Below are 19,429 nucleotides of genomic sequence, written 5' to 3'. Positions count from 1 at the left end.
AACCCCAAATAATGTCATCCATGTATAAAATCCAGCCATTTATCGGATTGTATAGAGGAATGCTTATCCCAACTGCGAGGTGAAACTATTGTCCGATCAAGAGAAACTCTACAAAGACTATCCGCGGCAAATTCGCGATTTCCAAGTGCTGAGCACCATGAAGCCCAGTGAATGGACGGAAATCGAGCTCCAGGCGAGTCACAGGCAAATGAGCGATTTAGCTCCTTGGCTGAACGAGCAAGGCACTCACATTCACAATCAGATCATTCAGGAAATCGAACGGCGCGGCGTCTGACTTAGTAAACATACATGTTGCTTTATTACGGCAATTCCTTCATAATGAAGAGGTTGAAACTACATAATTTTAGGAGGTATTTATCCATGGCACATCAACTACCAGCTCTGCCGTACGCTAACGACGCGCTTGAGCCGCACATCGACGCAAAAACAATGGAAATCCACCACGACCGTCACCACAACGCTTATGTGACGAACTTGAACGCAGCTTTGGACAAACATCCAGCTCTGCACGATAAATCCTTGAACGACCTGATCGCTGACCTGAACAGCCTTCCGGAAGACATCCGTACAGCTGTTCGCAACAACGGCGGCGGACACGCGAACCACTCCCTGTTCTGGGAAGTTATCGGGCCAAACGGCGGCGGAGCACCTACAGGCGCTCTTGCAGCAGCTATCGAGAGCGAGCTTGGCGGCTTCGAGAAATTCAAAGCTGACTTCTCCGCTGCAGCAACAACACGCTTCGGTTCCGGCTGGGCCTTCCTGGCTGTTGACAAAGCGGGCAAATTGAAAGTATACAGCTTGCCTAACCAAGACAGCCCGATCATGGAAGGCGAAACGCCGATCCTTGGTCTTGACGTTTGGGAGCATGCTTACTACCTGAACTACCAAAACAAACGCCCTGACTACATCGCAGCGTTCTGGAACGTTGTGAACTGGGCGGAAGTCGGAAAGCGTTACGACGCTGCGAAATAAGCTTCCTTGTATAGCAAGACATCCACACTGCCATGCAGTTTGGATGTCTTTTTCTTATTTCCGGGACTGCCGGCCCAGACCCGAACTTCATCTCCTTTTTATCAAATCTTTGCCGAAATTTTACTTCCAACTGTTACCTTTTTCACAGAAATTAGCGACCATAGTATGCCATAATGATCGACGTAGCACTAAATCATCCGTCCAATGACATGATTTCATGAGTCTCTAGACTCATTTTATATGTGCAAGTTAAAGAAAAAGGCAGGTCGTTATACGATGCGAATGATTCCAACAATGAAATGTCAGCCCGGGATGAGACTGGGCAAAGCCATTTTTAACAATGACGGGCAAGTGCTGGTCGGATACCGGGTGGAGCTTACCTCAACCATGCTGAAGAAGCTCAGTGGGCTGGGCATCGACCATTTATATATTGAAGATCCGAGGACCGATGACATTCACATTGAAGACCCGATTCAAGAAGAAACAAGGCTGCTGCTGCGCAGCTCGCTCGGCAAAGTGTTCGAGAGATTCAGTCCGACCGTTAAGCTCGGAACCGATAACCTCCTCCCGCTCAGCAAGCTGTTTCTGGAGGCGATGTCCCGGGTCATCCATGATCTTCAGTACCGCAGGAAGGATGCCGTCATGCTGACGACCCTGAACACGATGCCGGCGGCGAACATGGAGCAGCACTTCTGCCAGAACGCGATGAATGTCTGCATCTACGCCACGAAACTGGCGATCCAGCAAGGCACTTACACCTACGATGATCTGATGACGATCGGACTTGGCGCCCTCCTTCACGATGTCGGAAGCGTGCAAATTCCGCTGCAATTATTACAGAAACAAGCCCGGCTTACGCCGAACGAATTCTTGGAAATTCAGAAGCATGCGCTATACGGCTTTCAGATGCTGAAGGATGAAGCCGGAATCCCTCTTCTGTCCGCAAGGTGCGCCCTGCAGCACCACGAACGCCTCGACGGCAGTGGTTATCCATTCAATTTGAAAGGCGACCAAATTCATCCCTATGCCAGGTTGATCGGCATTCTCGATTCCTACGACGCTATGGTTCATACCCGCAATTACCGCAAAGCCATTCCACCGCATCATGCGTTAGAAGTTCTTTACGCCAACGCTGGAAAACTGTACGATATAGATATGGTCAAGCTGTTTCGCAATAACGTCGCCATTTATCCTCTAGGTCTAGGCGTTTCCCTCAGCACAGGAGAATCCGGAATCGTCTCCCGCTTAAACACCCACAGTATGCAGCGCCCCATTGTCCGCATACTTAGAACCGCATCAGGCATCGAGCTCAAAGACCCCTACGAAGTCGATCTGTCGCGCACTTTGAACGTGATGATCGAAGAAATCGGCGAACAGCTGGTCGTTTAATTATGACCGAAACGAGATGAACAACGATGAAAACCATCATTTCTTTACTCCACAATGTCCCCTTATTTCAACAGCTCACCGAAGAAGATTTGCAGGGCATCGCCCCTTTATTTACGGAGAAACGAGTGAAGAAAGGCAGCATATTGTTCCTCGAAGGCGATGAAGGCGGCGAGTTCTTCCTGATCAAATCCGGTGTGGTCAAAATATACAGATTGGACGAGTCCAAAGAAATCATCCTGGCCTTATTCCGCGACGGCGATTTCTTCGGCGAAATGTCTCTGATCGGTAACAGTCAGACCCGTTCGGCAACCGCAGAGACGCTGGATCCCTGTACGCTGTATGTGTTGAAGCGATCCGTGTTCAGCCAGTACTTGGAGAAGAGCCCGAAGCTGCTGCTCAAGCTGCTGGAAACGACGATGGATCGGCTCCGCCAGGCGAACGAGCAAATCTATGACCTGACGTTCCTGGGCGTCCGCTCCCGGATCATCAAGACGATCATCCGGTTGTCCGAGCAGCACGGTATTCCTACGCAGGACGGCCTGCTGATCAACGTCAAATTGACCCATCAACAAATCGCTAATATGGTCGGCACCGTGCGCGAATCTGTCACCAAGGTTCTGCAGGAGCTGCTCGACGATGAATATATTCAAATTGAGAAAAAGCTGATTACACTACGCAACATAGAAGCTATTAAAGGCGAAATTCGGTGAAAACACGAAAAGCTGCCGGCCATGTATGTCCCCCATACAGGCCGGCAGCTTATTTTATTGCGGCAGCTGGTCCTGCCACTCGTTCATAATCCGAATGAACACATTCGGGAAAGCATACTGCCCAAGCTCCTCCGGCCCAACCCAGCGATAATGAAACGGAACCCATTCGCCTCCGCCGTCCGGACGGTTCATATCGCCCAGCTTGGCGCGAAACACCTTCATTTTCCACACGATATGGCTGAAAACGTGCTCCGTATCCATGAACCACTCGCCGGGCCGGATCGCGATCTGCTCCTGTTCGGCGAGCGCCCGGCGCAAGAGCGCCTTGCCGTCCTCGTCGGCGGGCCACTCCGCTGCTTCATACGCGACATGCGGCAGCTCCCACATCCGGGCGAGCAAGCCTTCCTGCGGACGCTGCCGGATGAGCCATTTCCCCTCTTGTTCGCCCGTGCCCTCGATCAAAGCGACGGCCCGCAGCTCGGGACGAGGCGGCTTCGCTTTCTTCTTGACGGGCAGCGCTTCCTCCATGCCGGCTTCCCGTGCGGAGCAATGTGCCATCACCGGGCACGTCAAGCAGTGCGGAGACCGTGGCGTGCACACCATAGCGCCAAGCTCCATGAGCGCCTGATTGAAATCGCTCGCCGTCCCTTCCAGAATGAGCTCGCGCGCGAGCTTCTCCATGCGAGTCCGGGTTGCGGGCTTCATAATATCCTCTTCGATGAGGAAATAACGCGATAGCACCCGCATAACATTGCCGTCTACCGCCGGTTCGGGCTTATTATAGGCGATGCTGAGCACAGCTCCGGACGTATAAGGTCCGACACCCTTCAACGACGAGATCTCTTCCTTCGTCTGCGGAACAATGCCGCCATAACGCTCGTGCACTTCTCTTACGGCGCTTTGGAGATTCCTCGCACGCGAATAATAACCGAGTCCTTCCCATGCCTTCAGGACGTTCTCCTCCGGAGCCGTCGCCAGCGCCTCGACCGTCGGGAACTGCTCGATGAACCGGTGGAAATACGGAATCACCGTATCCACGCGGGTTTGCTGCAGCATAACTTCGGAAATCCATATATAATAAGGGTTTTTGCTCCTGCGCCAGGGCAGGTCTCTCTTATGCGTATGATACCAATCCAGCAAATTTCGGGAAAAATATAGCATTTGTTCTTGGCTGTACATGAGCTCTCCTTCTCTACGGGGCAGGTTCCAGTTATAATGAATGAATGGACATCCTCCATTATACGAGAAGTATGGAACATAAAACTAGAGGTGAAAGTATGCAAAAAGGCAATAGGGATAATAGAGAATTGCTGAATTCCAAGAATACGGAGCTCGCTCATAAAAGAAAAATGTGGATCGACCAGGCCCGCCCGCTCCTTCCCCTGCTCTTCATATGGGGCGCGGAGTGGATCTTCAGCGCGTTGGTCGATGTCGCCGTCTATTGGCGCGATTTGGAATGGCTGAAACAAGCCGCGCTTATCACCGCCGTCGTGGCGAGCTTGATTCAGCTCTGGAGCCTGCGGAAGGGTTTCAGCGCTGCGGATGAGAACGCGGGCCGGGGCTTGGCGGACCGCAGCGGCTGGGGGCATCCGGCGCTTCTGCTGCTGCCGGGCATGATGCTCATTGCCGCCGTCGCCACGCTCGAGGCTATCGGCGCCATCGGGCCTTTGTTCATCCCTGTGCTGCGAGCGTTCCTCCTTGCGGTCGGCTTCGTGCAGGTCGGGCTGCTGCTTGGCCGCCCTATGATGTACTTAGGGCTCTGGCTGTTCGTATTTACTGCCATTATGAGCGTATGGTACCTGGGGTACTCCGGCGTCGTGCTGGAAGGCATGGGTGGGCTTAGCCTTATGGCCGGCGGGTATATGCTGCGGGTTTGGGGACGAGAGGGCTGAGGGCTCTCCAAGAATCAGCCCCGCAATAGCTCGAATAGGGAATTGGCCGAATAATCGGCAATGAAACAAAACACGACGCAAGTGCATAGTGTTGGATGTACTTTCTAGAGGAGGAGGAAACACGTTATGAGGCCACAACCACAAGCCATGCTGCGTCCAGCATGGCGAAGAACGATCTGCGCGCTCATCGCAGCGCCGGCGGTGCTCGCACTCGCGGCGTGCGGCGGGGCATCCAGCGGCGGAACCGCCTCGAAGCCTCCGGCTGCTACTGCGGCTGCCGAGACCGCGCCTGCTTACGTGAAGGCGCAGGAGCTTTTCACAGCGAACAAGTGCATCTCCTGCCACGGTGTAGATCTGTCCGGTAAAGTTGGCTCCAAGACGAACTTGCAGAAGGTCGGCGCCAAAATGACCGAAGAGCAGATTGCCAAACAGATCCGAGACGGCGGAGGCGGCATGCCCGCGTATGGAACCAAGCTGTCCGAAGAAGACATCGGACTGTTGAGCAACTGGCTCAGCTCCAAGAAATGAGCAGCCTACAGCTGCTCTACAATGGCATAAGCAGCAGCCATCGATTCCGTATGCGTGATAGAGATATGGATGCGGGGGCTGCCTGTTAAGCCTGCCCGCTGCAGCGCTTCTTCGCGCACCGTGCACACCGGCTTGCCCCATGCGTCCGGCAGCACCTCCACATCCTGAAAGCCGATCTGCTTGCCGATCCCGCAGCCGATCGCTTTGACAATCGCTTCCTTCGCCGCAAAACGCCCGGCTGCGAATTCCGCCAGCCTCCCCCGGCGCTGCTGCGCCAACTCCCGCTCACGGGGCGTCAAGATCCGCTCCAGAAACCGCTCGCTCGTTGACCCTTCGAGCATCTTGCGCAGTCGCGCAATCTCCACCAAGTCCGTTCCAACACCAATAATCATCGTCGTTTGCCAGCCCCGCTTCTCTTGAGCATTTTGCGTTCAATGTACACGATTCGGAGGTTACGGTCAAGCGAGCTCGCTTGCCTTCGCTTACTTCCAGGTAAGTAAGTTACCCTATTTTCAGCTCTTCTGCCTGGTCCGAACAAGGGGTATACTGGACATAGACCAAATGCTGGGAGGCAATCATACATGAGAATTATGCCACTGGAGAAACGTGGAATATCGAACAGCCGCGTCGTTTTCGGATGCATGGGACTAGGCGGAGATTGGACCGCTGCGCCAATTACCAAAGAAGACGCTGTCATCGCCGAGAAGGCCGTCGAAGCAGCTCTTTCCATCGGCATCACGATGTTCGACCATGCGGACATTTATAAAAGAGGCAAGGCCGAGACCGTTTTTGGCGATATCCTCAAAAAAAGACCGGATCTGCGCGACCAGATCATCCTGCAATCCAAAGTGGGCATCCGCTTCCAGGACGATGTGAACCCGCAGCGTTTCGATTTCAGCAAAAGCCATATCATCCCGTCTGTCGACGGTATCCTTAGCCGTCTCGGTGTCGAGCACCTGGACGTTCTGCTGCTTCACCGCCCGGACCCGCTTATGGAGCCGGAGGAAATTGCTGAAGCTTTCAACATTTTGCGTTCGGCCGGCAAAGTGCGCCACTTCGGCGTATCCAACATGACCGCCGCTCAAATGCGCTTCATTCAGAATTCCTTGCCGGAGCCGCTCGTCGTGAACCAGCTGGAGATGAGTCTGGCCCGCCTCGATTGGATCGAACAGGGCATCCTGGTCAATCAAAAGGCAGGCGTAGGCGTTAACTTTGCAGACGGCATCCTGGAGCACTGCCAGATGGCGGACATTCAGATCCAAGCTTGGGGCCCTCTGGCTCAAGGCAAATTCTCCGGGCGCGCCATCCCCGATGCGCCGGACAATATCGTCAAGACGGCGGCCCTCGTGCAGAAGCTGGCCGCCGAGCAAGAAACGACGCCGGAGGCCATCGTCCTCGGCTGGTTGATGAAGCATCCGGCTCGTATTCAGCCGGTTATCGGCACTTCCTCCGTGGAGCGCGTGCTCGCATGCCGGGATGCCGTGCGCGTCTCGGAGAACCTGACGCGCGAAGAGTGGTACACGTTGCTCGAGAGCTCTCGCGGCGTGCGTGTGCCCTAGGTTTTTACAATGTAGAAAGGTTGAGGATAGGTGTCCTCAACCTTTCTTGCGTTGTTATGCAAATCCATCGTCCCAAAAGTTGGCGGTAGTTCTTTGGTTATACCGTTGCTCCACACAGTATTACGGGTGCGGAAGCAGCTCAAACGAAAGCGCGGGAGTTGGTTTAACTGGAATTCTTCCTTTTATTTGTGCTGCTCAATCGGCTTGCGGAAGGAATAACAGGAATTACTCCCGTTAAAACGGCGAAGATCGGCCTCGTGCGGCACTTTTGCTCTGAATTAACAGGAGATTTTCCAGTTATCCCGTTCACATGGGCTCCATACAACAGAATTAACAGGAGTAATTCCTGTTACCGGCGCTACTCATTCCAGAATCTTCTCCTGCCAAGCCAAAACCAACTCACCTTAGCCTGGTTTCGATGCGCTTCTAGGCTAATATTTCATTGCAACGCTCGTTCCCTGACCCCTCCGCGTTTCGCAGCGCTGCCTGTCGAACTCCTACCTCAGACGCCCATAATTAAAAGGAAAAACTCCCGCTATTCCAACGCTCAATCGGCCTATGGAAGAATAACAGGAATTACTCCCGTTAAAACGGCGAAGAACGGCCTCGTGCGGCACTTTTGCTCTGAATTAACAGGAGGTTTTCCAGCTATCCTGTCCGCATGTGCTTCATTCAACAGAATTAACAGGAGAAATTCCTGTTATCGTGCACTTTAGGCTAAGAAGCTCCCACGCTCCTTCGGCCAGTCACTCCCGCTCCTTAGCCCATAACCGCCTCCGCCTCCGCCCCCGCCGTACCAAGGGGGCGCCGCCTCCCGCCGCCCCCTCACACGCACAAAATCCCCCCAACCACATCAGGTCGGGGGGATTTTTTATATACCCGGAATCGGGATCCGTTTATGCTCCGTTTTGAGATACTGCTTCTCCAATTTCTCTTGGACCGCAGGGTCGATTTGCTTGCCTTCCAGGTAGTCGCTGTTGTCGCCGTATGTAATGCCAAGCTCGTTCTCGTCCGTCTGTCCGTCCCACAGGCCGGCCGTCGGCGCCTTATCGAGCACGCTCTGCGGTACGCCGAGCTTCGCTGCAAGCGCACGCACTTGCCGCTTGTTCAGCGTGCTAAGCGGCGTAATGTCGACCGCACCGTCGCCATACTTGGTGAAGAAGCCCGTGATCGCCTCGGAGGCATGGTCGGTGCCCACGACGATCAAGCCCAGTTCGAACGCAAGCGCATACTGCATCACCATGCGCGTCCGCGCCTTGATGTTGCCTTTGCCGCCGCGGCTTACATGCTGGTGAACGCCGATATGCTTGAGTCCGTACTCAACTTCAATCGCGATTTCGTCGACAGCCTCTTCGATATTGTTCTCGATTTGGTATTTCAAGTCGAACGCTTTGGCTACCGCATAGCTGTCTTCGATGTCCACTTGCTGGCCATAAGGCTGGAACACGCCGACTGTCTTGTACTCGGTGCCCTTCTCTGCGGTCAGCTCATCCGTCGCTTGCTTGCATAACCCCGTCGCTACGGCGCTGTCGATCCCGCCGCTTATCGCAATCAGCAGGCCGTTCGCTTTGGCGCCGAGCACATAATCTTTCAAGAAATCCACGCGCTTGCGAATTTCCTGATCAACATCGATTTCCGGCTTCACGCCGAGCTTTGCGATAATTTCCGCTTGCAAACTCATGCCTCTCTCCACCTTTTCTCTTTAAGTAGTGAACCAAACCTCTTTGAAATCTAGTATAGACGCTTGACCATCAAAATTAAAGGACAACCGCAACATTTTCGCCCACAAAAAGGAAAAGACCCGCATTGCCAAATGCGCAATCGCGAGTCGTACCGATAGGTTTATGCCGTTAATTATTTGCAATATTGATTGAAAGCACCGATCAAATCGCCGGCGATCATATCAGCGGAGCGGTCTTCAATTTGGTGACGTTGGATGAAATGCGCCAGCTCACCGTTCTTGAACAAAGCGATGGATGGGGAAGAAGGCGGGTAAGGCGCCAAATATTCGCGCGCTTTGGCCGTTGCTTCTTTCTCTTGACCTGCGAACACTGTATATGTGTAAGTCGGCAGCGTATCGTTCTGCAGCGCTTTAGCCACGCCCGGACGGCATTGACCTGCTGCGCAGCCGCACACCGAGTTGATGACGAGCAGCATCGTGCCGTCTTTGGACTTCTCCATTGCTTCCTCGACTTGCTCCGGAGTCAGAAGCTCCGTAACGCCCAGACGAGTCAAATCTTCTCTCATCGGTTTAACCATATCTTTCATGTAGGAATCAAAAGACATTGCCATATGTGCCACCCCTTAGGATTTAATAGTTACTCTCAAAACGTAATCGTTACAGCTTATATTATACATCCGAATACGATGAATGCAAAGTCTTTTAGCCTTGCCTGTCCCAACAGAAATAAAGCGAAAGCTATTAAGCTTCCGCCTCATCCTTCCTGCGAGTACTCGAAATTTCACCCGGCTCGTACGAAACATCTTTGTCCGGATGCGTATAAATACCGCTTTGCGGCACGATTCCTTTTTCAAAGTAATCGCGATTCTCAGCGCTATGGAACCCAATATCCTTATACGGATGAACCCATTCGTCTCCGGCCATGACCGTAGGGTCGGTCTCCTCCGTCCACTGTTCCAGCGGAGAGTTCGGGGACGAATATTCATGGTCGCCGATAACGACGCCGTGTTCGTTGACGAACGCTTCTCGCGGGCCGCGTCCCTGCTCGAATTGCGGCAGGAAATTAATCTCGAACGGGTCAAGATTGTCCGATTTCGCAGCGGCCTTAGCCGGTTTCTTCGGATCTTGACTCATGTCGATGGCCGGTTAGGTCCGTCCAGCTTTTTATCGACGAACCCCTCTTTACCGGAAGATGCGTTCTTTTCGCGCTCTTTGTTTTGCTGTTCTTGCTGGATTTGGGTTTTGGAATCGTTCTGATTCATTGCACTCAGCTCCCTTCTGCCTGTATTATGTGCCAAAGCAGGGAGGAGCATTCCAACGGTAAGCATGAAAAGAAAGACGAGCTGCGCCAAACTCAAATACATCGCCACCGGTTTAACCGCCGCAAAGAAGCTGGCCAGCATCCCGGCAGCCCCGCCATAGATCAGCGAGTACTTCCATAGGAGACCGCTCCCGAAACTCACCTTCCTAGCGGCATAAACAAGCTGCCACACAAGCAATGGCACCAGCAGCAGCGCCGCATAAACCCCATAAGGATGAAAGCGGGAGACGGTACCCTGTGCGCCGACTCCCCAAGGCAGCTCCGTCGGCAATCCGTATGCCGGAACCAACGCATTGTACAGCAAGATTGAAGCCGTCGCACCGGCCGCACATAAATCAAGAAATAAGTATACCGGGATACGAAGTTTCCGCAAATGAACGTACATGTAGCCGCCTGCCAGCAGGCCTCCCCAGATGATTTCCGTTCCGGAGCCCGTCACCATCAGCAGCTTCAGCGGACTTGTCCATAGGAGCCAAGGCTGCGAGAGAAAAACCCCGAACTTCCAGGTTAGAAGCACGATCATGCCCCCGTTAAAGACGATATCGTCAATTGACTTCGTCCTCAGGATTTCTTCCCGGTCCTTCCCATTCTCTTGCACCCGGAACAGCCTTCCCGAGCGCCTTATGAGCCATAAGCCCAGTGCGCACGCCAGCAGCAGCGCAGCCAGTTTGCCTTGCAACTGTAACGGTCCTAACTGTAATACATCCGGCATCATGACGGGTCCCACCTCTCTTCTACTCCTATCGTAGCGAGAGGAACCGGGATCCGCAACAGTTATGGCTTAAGGAATTGAAACGTGAACGAAGATTTGTCCAACTTATCGAAGCGGAATCCCGCCATCTTCAGCTTGCGGATCACGACAGGCAGCGCCTCAACCGTCGTTCTCTTGTATGTGTTGTCGTGCATAAGGACGATGACTTGATTCTTCCCTCGGCTCGCGTTGGAAACGGATTCGATAATCATTTCTTTATCCTGAACAGGAGCGGCGGCGTCCGTCGAGCTGACGTTCCAGTCAAAATACTGATACCCTTCCTCCTGCACCCTGCCGGCCAGCCTGCTCATGATTCCTTTGCCGCCGGACTTCCTGCCCAAATGATTATTGGATCCTCCAGGAAACCGCAGAATATCAGGCCGGTAGCCGATCGTCTCCTCCAGCAGTTGATCCAGCTTGCGCACGTCCTTCATGAAAGCCTCCGCGGATTGGTAAATACGGTGATAATCGTGCGAATAGGTATGATTGCCAAGCGCGTGCCCCTCAGCGGCGATTTCTCGATAAAGCGACTTCCCTTCCGGGGACTGCGTTCCTACGACGAAGAAGGTTGCCGGCACACCGTAGCCTTTCAAAATGCGAAGAATTTCTCTTGTGCTCTTGGAGGGCCCGTCATCGAAGGTCAAGTACGCGACTTTGTCCCGAGAAGATGGCGCATGCGGAGGTCCGGAGTAGAAATGTCTCGTCTCGACAACCGGGACATCCTGCTCATCTTGCCGACCTCCCTGTTCCGATACCGGTTCAGGACTGCTTCCCAGCATCAGACCCGGCACACTTGCTCCCACCTGTCCGGGCCCTTGTCCTGCTTGCTCGGTATGGATATGCATCGCTGTCCATCCGGCTGCCCCAACGAAGATTATGAAACCTATTGCATAAAAGCCAGCCAACCGTTTTCTATCGGCCATCCTAATCTCCCCCGTTCACTCAAATCTGGAACAGAGTTAGTATGGCTTTCCTCCCTTTCGACATTAAACCCAATATTTCCCGGGAAATCTGACAATAAGAACGAAGATCCCCTTGTCTTCCTTCCGAAAAAACGCAAAAAAAGGCCATCCCAGGCACAAAATCTACCTAAGGATGGCCATGCACACCGGCAGCTTACTCTGCAGCGTTGCCGTTCAGCTTCTCTTTCAACAGGCTCAACTGCTCGTCGACCTTCGCTTGTTTCGCCACATCGACCGGCGTGTAGCTGCTTACTGTACCTGCGGATACGTAAGGCTTGCGGGCGATTTCCGCTTCGACTTCCATCTGGATGATCTTCTCTTCCATGCGTTGGAAGCCGCGGGATGCGTTGCCGCTCTCGATAACGCCGTTGTAGGATACTTGCGCCATTTGCTTCTTGGCTTTTGCAAGCTGAGCGCGGGATACGAGCTCGTTGCGTTTATTGCGCATTTTGTAGAATTCGTCTTTCATTTCATGCAGCTGCTGTGTCAGCTCATCCGCATGGGCCTTAGCGGCAGCGTGCAGATCCGTGTACTCGACAATTTTATCTTCGTGATACAGCTTCTCTTCAACGGCTTGGCGGGCAATAGCTTCTTGGCCGTTCTTGATCGCTGCGGAAGCTTTGGCTTCACGGTCCGCAGCCAAGCGGACGGACTCCTCGAGGCGTTGTTTCAATTTGCGCTCGGAAGCGATTTGTCTGGCTACCGTGACTTCAGCCTGAGCGATTTCTTGCTCCATGTCACGCAGATACTGATTCAGCATCACGATCGGATCCTCAATTTTGTCCAATACCTCGTGAATCGATGCTACTGTCATATCTTTCATTCTTGTAAATACTCCCATGGTTTACACGTCTCCTTTTTTAATATCAATTGGTTGTTTTTGTTCGAAACGAGCGACTTTGGCTCTCAGTTCTTCAACTTCTCTTTGCAAAGCTTTCTTCTCGATATCTTTCATCATTTCATCAATGTTGTTCGTTGGGCCGGCCGCATGCGGACCGCCGAAGCCAGCTTGCTGCTGATGCGGAGGCACTTGACCCGGATAAGGCTTGTGCGCGTTCCAGCCGCCGCCATTGTACGGACGGTACGAACCGGCGTAGGGGTCATACGGCGGGTGGTCGTAGCCAGGCTCTTTCGGAATGACGATTGCAGCGATGAAATAGATGAAGAGGACGGTTCCTCCGGTGAAAAATGTCGTGATGACCACGAGCAACCGCAGCAGCGTCGCGTCGACATTCATGGCCTCGGCGAGTCCGCCGCACAGGCCGGTCACTTTCTTATCTCTTCGTGAGCGGTACAATTTGCTCATGATTGGTTGTTCCCTCCTGATTCAGTCTGTTTCGCAGAGCCTCGAGCTCAGCGTCTACAGCCGGGTTGCCCCCGCCGTAAAAGCTTTCGCGGCCCATACGTCTTACATCGCGGAGCGTTCTTGCGTGAAGCTCCATATCGGATACGCGCTCTTCCAACCGGCCGAACATCCGCGGTGACGCATCCTGCGACACGCTGCTGCGGGCATGCATTCTTTGCTGCAGCCTGGCGGATTCCATACGGGCCAAGTAGTAGCTGCGTTTGTCGGCAACTTCTTTGTAATCGGCTTTGAGCTGCTGGAGCTCCTCATCCAATTCAAGGATGGATTGCTTCGCTTGCTCATACAATTCACGGTACTGCTCGCTTTTCTCTTCCGCTTGTAACTTCTCTTGCAGCACGATTCGTGCCATATGTTCTTCGCCGGCCTTGAGAGCCAAGAGCGCTTGATGCTCGCGCTTCTCTTTGGTTTCCAGCGCCGTCAGATACTGCTGCCGGAGCGAAGCTGCGTGCGTTACGCATTGCTGGTACAGCCTCTCGGACTGTTGAAGCTGTTCGCGCTGAGCAGCTAAGTACTGGTCAATCAACCGAACCGGATCTTCGGCTCGTTCCAAATGTTCATTCAGGGATGCTACGGTAATGTCTCTCATGCGCCGAAATAGGCTCATCTCTCATACCACCTTTTTCACTCTCTGTTTTGCCAACCTTATTTACACGGTTCTTCTAGTCAACATCGAAACCCCGTAACCAATCAATCCAATCGCCAGGAGAATAATGATCCATCCGGCCAATTTGCCAAGCAGGATGACACCGCCAATCCCTGCAATGATCCATCCGAATTTATTGCCGTTCTGGATGCCGATGTAGCCCAGACCGACCATGGCGATCGGAATGAGGTATTCCATCACCGAACCGATGAACGGTCCCAAGTGAATGCCCAGCTTGTTTAGCAGAATCAATGCGCCGAATGCGATTAGCAGAGCGGCTAAGCCCGTATTTCTTTTCATGATTTTGTCACCGCCTTTCGTTATGTGCTGTGCTCTTGTTCATGTCTTTATTCTAGGTAAAATCGCGTCTGGCCAAAACGGACCGCGGACGGTATTTGATCCTAGACCTTAGTCGGGGCGTTTCTACGACCTCTGAGTGGCAGATGGGCTTCTGTGTACATACAATAGTTAGGGATCGGGAAGGAGGGCGAACCAATGCCTTCAGTTGTGTACGGAGGTATCAAAATTCTTAGTGTGAACTCGGGTTCGAATGTCCAGATCGGCGATACCGCCTTAATTCGGCTATCGAGCAATTCCAAGATATATGCGGGTGCCAACTCATTTTCCCCAGGGGATAGCTTCGGCAGTGTCCAGAATGTTCTGAACGGCAGTGCGAACACTAGTGATCCGGATCTGATCGATACCAATACGAACAATGTGGTGTAACACCAAAAGACCTAGCCTGCGGCTAGGTCTTTGTTTTGCTTTTGCTTCGTTTCGCGAACGTTCCACAACTATCAGCCGTTCCTGAGCCAACGGGAGAGTGTCCTGTAGCTCCTTAAGCATTATACGCGGGGAATTCTCCCTCCCTCTGCCGGGCTTCCCTTACTAAACAGCCGCCCTGCGCAGCAGGCCATACGATACCGCTAAATAAAAGGCTACGACAGGAACCATCCACCAAAAAAGCTCCAAATAATGATGCGCCATCCAGGCAAACATGAGGCCCCACAGCGCAAAATGGCTGAACAGCAAGGCACCTGTTGTCGTTAGCAGCGCTGCGGCAATGAAGAAGATCAGCAATCCCGCACCGCCGTAACGCCGGTGAACGCTGGAGATGGCAAACCCCATAAAGTACATATGCAGAAGGATGATGAAATAAATGCCGCAAGCTACGATCGGCGAGAAGTCGCTCAGGAAAGCGACTTTGAAAATGTGCAGACGCACACCCCACCCTCCCGTGACGTCTTCCAACAGGGACACCACCGTCAACAGCACCGATGTGAACAGGCTGACCAGCGAAGCCATCGCCACGGTTCCGAGGAAATAGTCCTTCCTGCGAATGCTAAGCCCCAACGCGAACGGGAACGTATCCTTCAACGTCACCGAACCGGTCACCAGCATGTAAATAAAGACGGAGAATAGTCCCCCCGTATTCATCGTCTCATCCTCATTCAGCGACAACGCTATAACGAAGCTGATGACGAAATTCAAGCCCAGAATCATCCAGGGCACCCAAATCCATGACATTTTGTTCTTCATATGAAGCTTAATAACGTTGCGTACTCGATTCATGCTTACTCCGTCCCCTTTCCAGAAACCGGTGTACGTGTCAGATGAACAATAAGCTGCTGCAGCGAAACCGGCGTAAAATCAAGCCCCAGCGACTCTGCTTCCTTCCAGTCCCGCTCGTTCAGGGCACCTAGTACCGTCGCTGTCGCCGCGGCGCCGATGGATTGCCGGTCCAGTACTTCCCTGCCCCGCGAGAAAGCGTCTACTGCTGAGGCCAAGCCCGAGACTGTGCAGGCACGGCCGCGCAGCGCGTCCGCATCCTCATTCAGGATCAGCTTGCCGTTATCGATCACGAGCACATGCTCCAGCAGGCGGCTGACTTCGTCGATCAGATGCGTCGAAAGAATAACCGTTCGCGGGTATTCGGCATAGTCTTCAAGCAGCCGGTCGTAGAATAGCGCTCTGGCGACGGCATCCAAGCCCAGATAGGGCTCATCGAAGATGGTCAGCGGAGCGCGGCTGGCCAACCCGACAACAATTCCGACCGACGAGAGCATACCTCTCGAGAGCTTCTTGACCTTCCTCTTGAGCGGAAGCCGGAAATCCTCCAGCAGCGCATTGGCGAACGCGTCGTCCCAATCCGGATACAGGGATTTGGCCACCTCGAGCACATCGACGACCCGGTACGTTTCCGGGTATTTCTGGCTCTCTTTGATGAAACAAATTTGATTCAGCACACGGCAGTTCTCGAAAGGCGCCTCGCCGAATACCCTTAGCTCCCCGCTAGTGGCAAATTGCTGGGCCGTAAGCATGTGCATGATCGTTGTTTTACCGGCGCCGTTTCTGCCCAATAAACCATAAATTTTATGCTCATCCAGTTTGAAGCTGACATTGTCAACCGCCGTGACATGCCCATATGACTTCGTCAATCCGTTAACTTCCACAATACCCGCCATTACGCTTTCCCTCCTCTGCGCACCATTTCCGTCAACTGCTCCACCGTGATGCCAAGCTTCTCCGCCTCTTTCACCATCGTCACCACGTACTGCTCATAAAACAATTCCTTCCGCTTCTCCATCAGCTTCGCTCGCGCTCCTTCCGCTACAAACATGCCAATTCCGCGTTTCTTGTACAAAATCCCTTGATCCACTAACAAATTAACGCCTTTCGCCGCGGTCGCCGGATTGATTTGATAGAAAGCCGCAAACTGGTTCGTAGAAGGCACCTGCGACTCCTCCGGCATTCTTGACTCGATAATGTCATCTTCGATACGCTCCGCGATCTGTACGAAAATCGGGCGGCTGTCGTCCATCATGATTCTCATTCCCTCACCACCACATTGGTTAGTTACTCATGTAATTAACCATACAACCAATGAACATAAAAGTCAACAGGCGACGCTCGATTTGGGCGTCCCCGAACATAAATCCCCTCGAAATTGGGAATACCACTAGAACCAAATACCATTCCATTACTTCCATGAGAGGTTAGATCGCTATGTTTTCATCCAAACTACGACTGGCCTTGGTGACCCTGCTGCTCGTTTCGGCGCCGGTTACGGCGTACAGCGCAGGGATTGAGGCCAATGAACGCATCGTGCCGGGCACGAGATTATCGGCTGCCTTAGGAGCAGCATCCAGCGACGTCAGTGGTGTGCCGAATTCCCGCACCGTCGGGCTTGGCGCTGTTTCCGGCGCAGGAACCGCGGGCAGCGCATTGGGAGATCCGCCGGCGCTTGCGCCGCTGTTCTCCTTCTCAGTGCTCAGCGACATTCATATCACCGCCGGAGACCAAGTGTCCGAGCTGCTGCTCACCCGCGCGCTGGCCGACCACCACAAGGTGCGCCCGGACAGCAAGCTGCTCGTTCTGAACGGCGACCTCACAGGCGGCAGCGAAGCCGACTACCGGAGCCTGCTGTGGCTGCTGAGCCGTCAGCCGCATGCCCCTGTGCACGCAACCATGGGCAACCACGACTACTACGGCGTCTGGCGGACGCCGAACGGCGGGATGGATACATCGAGGATGAATCCATCCTGGTCGAGCCAGAAGGCGGTCGCGTTATTCAACCGCATGTGGGGCTACGATAAGCCTTATCACGAGCTTATCGTGGAGGGCTACCGCTTCCTCTTCCTCAGCGGGGAAGCGTACCGCGACGTGAACGCAGCCTACAAGGAGGATGCGTTCCTCTCCCCCGAGCAGCTTGCATGGCTGCGCGAACGGCTTGCGGCTGCGGACGCCGCGGATGGCGGCAAGCCGGTGTTCGTGTTCCTGCACCAGCCGCTGCCGCAGACGCTGGATGGGACAGACCGGGAGCTGGGCGTCGTCCAGCACCAGGAGCTCCGGGCGCTGCTGGATGCGCATCCGAACGTTATTATGTTCAGCGGCCATACGCACTGGAACCTTGAGACGACCAACCAGGTCAAGCAGCTGAAGTTCTTGGCCGCTTCCAGTGCGTCGATCCGTGAAGTATGGAACGCGCAGAACGAACCGGAGACGATCGGCGTCAGCCAGAGTCTCGTCGTGGATGTGTATAAGGACCGCGTGGTAATTCACCGCCGCGAACATACGACGAAGCGATGGATCGAACCTTCCATTGCCAAAGGGTACGATGTGAAATAAACAAAAAAACTGCCGGACAGAAGGCTCACAATGGGCCTGGTGTCTGGCAGTTTTTATTTGTTTCAGCCGGGGGACGGCCGATTAATTTGCGGCCGCAGGCGTCTGCGCAGTCGGCGCTGGTTGGGCTGCGCCCCTAGGACCTTTCGGCGCGCCCTTTTGCTCCACATGCTGCTTGATGCTGTCGGTCATGGACTCTTTGATTTTGCTGATGAGATCGTCTTCGCTGATGCCCTTCGCTGCAGCTACGTCAGCGATGGATTTGCCTGCTTCCAGCTCGGTTCTCAGCTCGTCTTGCGTGATGCCCAGAATGGTCGTTACCGCATCCGGGTTACCGAAGAATCCGCCAGGACCTCCGTGGCCGCCGAATCCGCGCCCTTCTCCGCCTACTGGACGTGTGTTTTGCACTTGCTTGGTAATGCGGTCGGAAAGATCTTGCAGTCTGCTGTCCGCCTGCTCTTGCGTCAGCTTGCCGGCTGTAACGTCAGCATGGATAGCTGCCGTTTCGGCGGCAACCAGTTTCGCTACGAAATCGGCTTCCGTCAGCCCTTTTTCCACTGCGAAGGCGGACAAGGTTTGGCCTGCTTGCAAAGCTTCCTGCACGGCACTTGGCTCTACGCCTAGAACGGTTGCCGCTTCTTGCACGAGGTTTCCGCCGCCGTACCCCTTACCCTTACCGCCGCGATCGCCGCCAGGGAAGCCGCCTTTGGTGCCGTCAATTTGCTTCGTTAATTGATCGGAGAGCCCTGTCAAGATTTTATCCGCCTGCTCTTGCGTCAATTTGCCTGCCGTCACCTGGTCGTTGATGGCAGTCGTTTCTGCGGCAACCAGCTTAGCCAGGTAATCCGCTTTCGCGATGCCTTGCTCCTCTGCGAAGGCAGCCAACGTTTTGCCCGCTTTGAGCGCTTCCTGCACCGCGCTTTCCTCAACGCCAAGGATCGTCGCCGTTTCCTTCAGGACACTGCCGCCACGGAAGCCGCCGCGGTCGCCGAAATCTTTGCCGCCTTTACCAAAGCCCGCCTTCTGCGCCGGTGCAGCTGTCGTGCTGCTCGCCGCGGTATCTGTTGCTGCAAATGCTTGATTATGTAGAGCTCCAACAAAACCAACACCAAGTACGAAAGATGCGATCAGCGAACCTGTAAGAATTTTTCTGGAGATAGTTTTCATGTTTGTTTCCACCTTTTTCTTTTAATTTTTGTTTGTTTGTTCCTTACAAAACCTAGTATAGATGCCTAACCTGAAACCCATCTGAGTATAAACTGAGAGTTGGTTGAGAGGTTTCTGAGCATTGGCTGAAAATGGGAATGGCTGCGCAAGCTGCATTTTAACAGGAGAAACTCCCGGTATGAACGGGTATCCCGTTGATGGAGCTGATCTTTCTTGATCTGCCGCAGGGCGTAACTGGAATTTCTCCCGTTATTCCCGAGAATATTAGCCCATTTGTACGAATAAAGGGATTTCCTCCCGTTAATTTATCCCGATTCTGCGTAAAGACAGCGGGGACTGGCC

At 53.7% G+C, this 19,429-nt stretch carries 24 protein-coding genes; 9 read left to right on the top strand and 15 right to left on the bottom strand.

The window, feature by feature from the left end; translation table 11 throughout:
* Window positions 1–88 precede the first annotated feature (88 nt).
* The 4 genes from PUT07_RS28755 (at window position 89) to PUT07_RS28740 (ending at window position 3,092) form a co-directional block, all read left to right on the top strand.
* Window positions 89–295, top strand: coding sequence for a hypothetical protein (locus PUT07_RS28755; RefSeq protein WP_274472227.1), 207 nt, complete (start codon window positions 89–91; stop codon window positions 293–295).
* 86 nt (window positions 296–381) lie between these two features.
* Window positions 382–993: a superoxide dismutase gene (locus PUT07_RS28750; RefSeq protein ID WP_274472226.1), complete on the top strand. Its 612-nt coding sequence runs from the start codon at window positions 382–384 to the stop codon at window positions 991–993.
* A gap of 276 nt (window positions 994–1,269) precedes the next feature.
* Window positions 1,270–2,382, top strand: a complete 1,113-nt coding sequence (locus tag PUT07_RS28745) for an HD-GYP domain-containing protein (protein WP_274472225.1) — start codon at window positions 1,270–1,272, stop codon at window positions 2,380–2,382.
* Window positions 2,383–2,408: 26 nt separating this feature from the next.
* Window positions 2,409–3,092, top strand: a complete 684-nt coding sequence (locus tag PUT07_RS28740; RefSeq protein ID WP_274472224.1) for a Crp/Fnr family transcriptional regulator — start codon at window positions 2,409–2,411, stop codon at window positions 3,090–3,092.
* A 54-nt stretch (window positions 3,093–3,146) separates the two neighbouring features.
* On the opposite strand, the gene mutY is transcribed toward PUT07_RS28740, so the two are convergent.
* Window positions 3,147–4,271 carry an A/G-specific adenine glycosylase gene (gene mutY, locus PUT07_RS28735; protein ID WP_274472223.1) on the bottom strand — a complete coding sequence of 375 codons (1,125 nt, stop codon included), beginning with the start codon at window positions 4,269–4,271 and terminating at the stop codon, window positions 3,147–3,149.
* A 98-nt stretch (window positions 4,272–4,369) separates the two neighbouring features.
* On the opposite strand from mutY, the gene PUT07_RS28730 reads away from it, so the two are divergent.
* Window positions 4,370–4,984, top strand: coding sequence for a hypothetical protein (locus tag PUT07_RS28730; RefSeq protein WP_274472222.1), 615 nt, complete (start codon window positions 4,370–4,372; stop codon window positions 4,982–4,984).
* A 126-nt stretch (window positions 4,985–5,110) separates the two neighbouring features.
* Entirely contained in the window at window positions 5,111–5,512 is a 402-nt protein-coding gene (locus PUT07_RS28725; protein ID WP_274472221.1) for a c-type cytochrome, read from the top strand.
* A 5-nt stretch (window positions 5,513–5,517) separates the two neighbouring features.
* Here the strand turns inward: PUT07_RS28725 and acpS are convergent, their stop codons facing one another.
* The gene (gene acpS, locus PUT07_RS28720) at window positions 5,518–5,904 is read right to left on the bottom strand and encodes a holo-ACP synthase (protein WP_274472220.1); all 387 of its coding nucleotides are present in this window, start codon (window positions 5,902–5,904) and stop codon (window positions 5,518–5,520) included.
* 189 nt (window positions 5,905–6,093) lie between these two features.
* On the opposite strand from acpS, the gene PUT07_RS28715 reads away from it, so the two are divergent.
* On the top strand, window positions 6,094–7,071 hold the full coding sequence (locus PUT07_RS28715; RefSeq protein ID WP_274472219.1) for an aldo/keto reductase: 978 nt from the start codon (window positions 6,094–6,096) through the stop codon (window positions 7,069–7,071).
* A gap of 871 nt (window positions 7,072–7,942) precedes the next feature.
* On the opposite strand, the gene nadE is transcribed toward PUT07_RS28715, so the two are convergent.
* From nadE to PUT07_RS28670, 9 genes are all read right to left on the bottom strand, one after another.
* Window positions 7,943–8,752 carry an ammonia-dependent NAD(+) synthetase gene (gene nadE / locus PUT07_RS28710; protein ID WP_274472218.1) on the bottom strand — a complete coding sequence of 270 codons (810 nt, stop codon included), beginning with the start codon at window positions 8,750–8,752 and terminating at the stop codon, window positions 7,943–7,945.
* A 173-nt stretch (window positions 8,753–8,925) separates the two neighbouring features.
* Window positions 8,926–9,363, bottom strand: a complete 438-nt coding sequence (locus PUT07_RS28705) for a BrxA/BrxB family bacilliredoxin (RefSeq protein ID WP_274472217.1) — start codon at window positions 9,361–9,363, stop codon at window positions 8,926–8,928.
* A 130-nt stretch (window positions 9,364–9,493) separates the two neighbouring features.
* Window positions 9,494–9,886 carry a DUF3905 domain-containing protein gene (locus PUT07_RS28700; RefSeq protein ID WP_274472216.1) on the bottom strand — a complete coding sequence of 131 codons (393 nt, stop codon included), beginning with the start codon at window positions 9,884–9,886 and terminating at the stop codon, window positions 9,494–9,496.
* Window positions 9,883–10,788 (bottom strand): hypothetical protein, encoded by a 906-nt coding sequence (locus PUT07_RS28695; protein ID WP_274472215.1) that lies wholly within the window; start codon window positions 10,786–10,788, stop codon window positions 9,883–9,885. The genes PUT07_RS28700 and PUT07_RS28695 overlap by 4 nt, the downstream gene beginning before the upstream one ends.
* A 59-nt stretch (window positions 10,789–10,847) precedes the next feature.
* On the bottom strand, window positions 10,848–11,747 hold the full coding sequence (locus tag PUT07_RS28690; protein WP_274472214.1) for a polysaccharide deacetylase family protein: 900 nt from the start codon (window positions 11,745–11,747) through the stop codon (window positions 10,848–10,850).
* 193 nt (window positions 11,748–11,940) lie between these two features.
* Window positions 11,941–12,627, bottom strand: coding sequence for a PspA/IM30 family protein (locus PUT07_RS28685; protein ID WP_274472213.1), 687 nt, complete (start codon window positions 12,625–12,627; stop codon window positions 11,941–11,943).
* A 3-nt stretch (window positions 12,628–12,630) separates the two neighbouring features.
* Window positions 12,631–13,092 carry a PspC domain-containing protein gene (locus PUT07_RS28680; protein ID WP_274472212.1) on the bottom strand — a complete coding sequence of 154 codons (462 nt, stop codon included), beginning with the start codon at window positions 13,090–13,092 and terminating at the stop codon, window positions 12,631–12,633.
* Window positions 13,061–13,756 (bottom strand): PspA/IM30 family protein, encoded by a 696-nt coding sequence (locus tag PUT07_RS28675; protein ID WP_274472211.1) that lies wholly within the window; start codon window positions 13,754–13,756, stop codon window positions 13,061–13,063. Before PUT07_RS28675 ends, PUT07_RS28680 begins: the two co-directional genes overlap by 32 nt.
* Before the next feature lie 42 nt (window positions 13,757–13,798).
* Window positions 13,799–14,095: a LiaF transmembrane domain-containing protein gene (locus tag PUT07_RS28670; RefSeq protein ID WP_274472210.1), complete on the bottom strand. Its 297-nt coding sequence runs from the start codon at window positions 14,093–14,095 to the stop codon at window positions 13,799–13,801.
* Window positions 14,096–14,290: 195 nt separating this feature from the next.
* Between PUT07_RS28670 and PUT07_RS28665 the strand changes: the two genes are divergently transcribed.
* On the top strand, window positions 14,291–14,521 hold the full coding sequence (locus tag PUT07_RS28665; protein ID WP_274472209.1) for a spore germination protein: 231 nt from the start codon (window positions 14,291–14,293) through the stop codon (window positions 14,519–14,521).
* A gap of 162 nt (window positions 14,522–14,683) precedes the next feature.
* On the opposite strand, the gene PUT07_RS28660 is transcribed toward PUT07_RS28665, so the two are convergent.
* From PUT07_RS28660 to PUT07_RS28650, 3 genes are read right to left on the bottom strand one after another with little or no spacing between them, the layout of a single operon-like run.
* Entirely contained in the window at window positions 14,684–15,367 is a 684-nt protein-coding gene (locus PUT07_RS28660) for a hypothetical protein (RefSeq protein ID WP_274472208.1), read from the bottom strand.
* A gap of 2 nt (window positions 15,368–15,369) precedes the next feature.
* A complete protein-coding gene (locus PUT07_RS28655) occupies window positions 15,370–16,260 on the bottom strand; it encodes an ABC transporter ATP-binding protein (RefSeq protein WP_274472207.1) in 891 nt (296 codons plus the stop codon).
* A complete protein-coding gene (locus PUT07_RS28650; protein ID WP_274472206.1) occupies window positions 16,260–16,628 on the bottom strand; it encodes a GntR family transcriptional regulator in 369 nt (122 codons plus the stop codon). The genes PUT07_RS28655 and PUT07_RS28650 overlap by 1 nt, the downstream gene beginning before the upstream one ends.
* A 173-nt stretch (window positions 16,629–16,801) precedes the next feature.
* On the opposite strand from PUT07_RS28650, the gene PUT07_RS28645 reads away from it, so the two are divergent.
* A complete protein-coding gene (locus PUT07_RS28645) occupies window positions 16,802–17,923 on the top strand; it encodes a metallophosphoesterase family protein (protein ID WP_274472205.1) in 1,122 nt (373 codons plus the stop codon).
* Between the two features lie 81 nt (window positions 17,924–18,004).
* Here the strand turns inward: PUT07_RS28645 and PUT07_RS28640 are convergent, their stop codons facing one another.
* A complete protein-coding gene (locus PUT07_RS28640; RefSeq protein WP_274472204.1) occupies window positions 18,005–19,087 on the bottom strand; it encodes a hypothetical protein in 1,083 nt (360 codons plus the stop codon).
* Window positions 19,088–19,429: the final 342 nt, after the last annotated feature.

Source organism: Paenibacillus sp. MAHUQ-63 (genome assembly GCF_028765165.1).
Lineage (GTDB): Bacteria > Bacillota > Bacilli > Paenibacillales > NBRC-103111 > Paenibacillus_E.
Note: the sequence above shows the minus strand (reverse complement) of the source record. Positions and strands in the feature narration are given on the sequence as shown.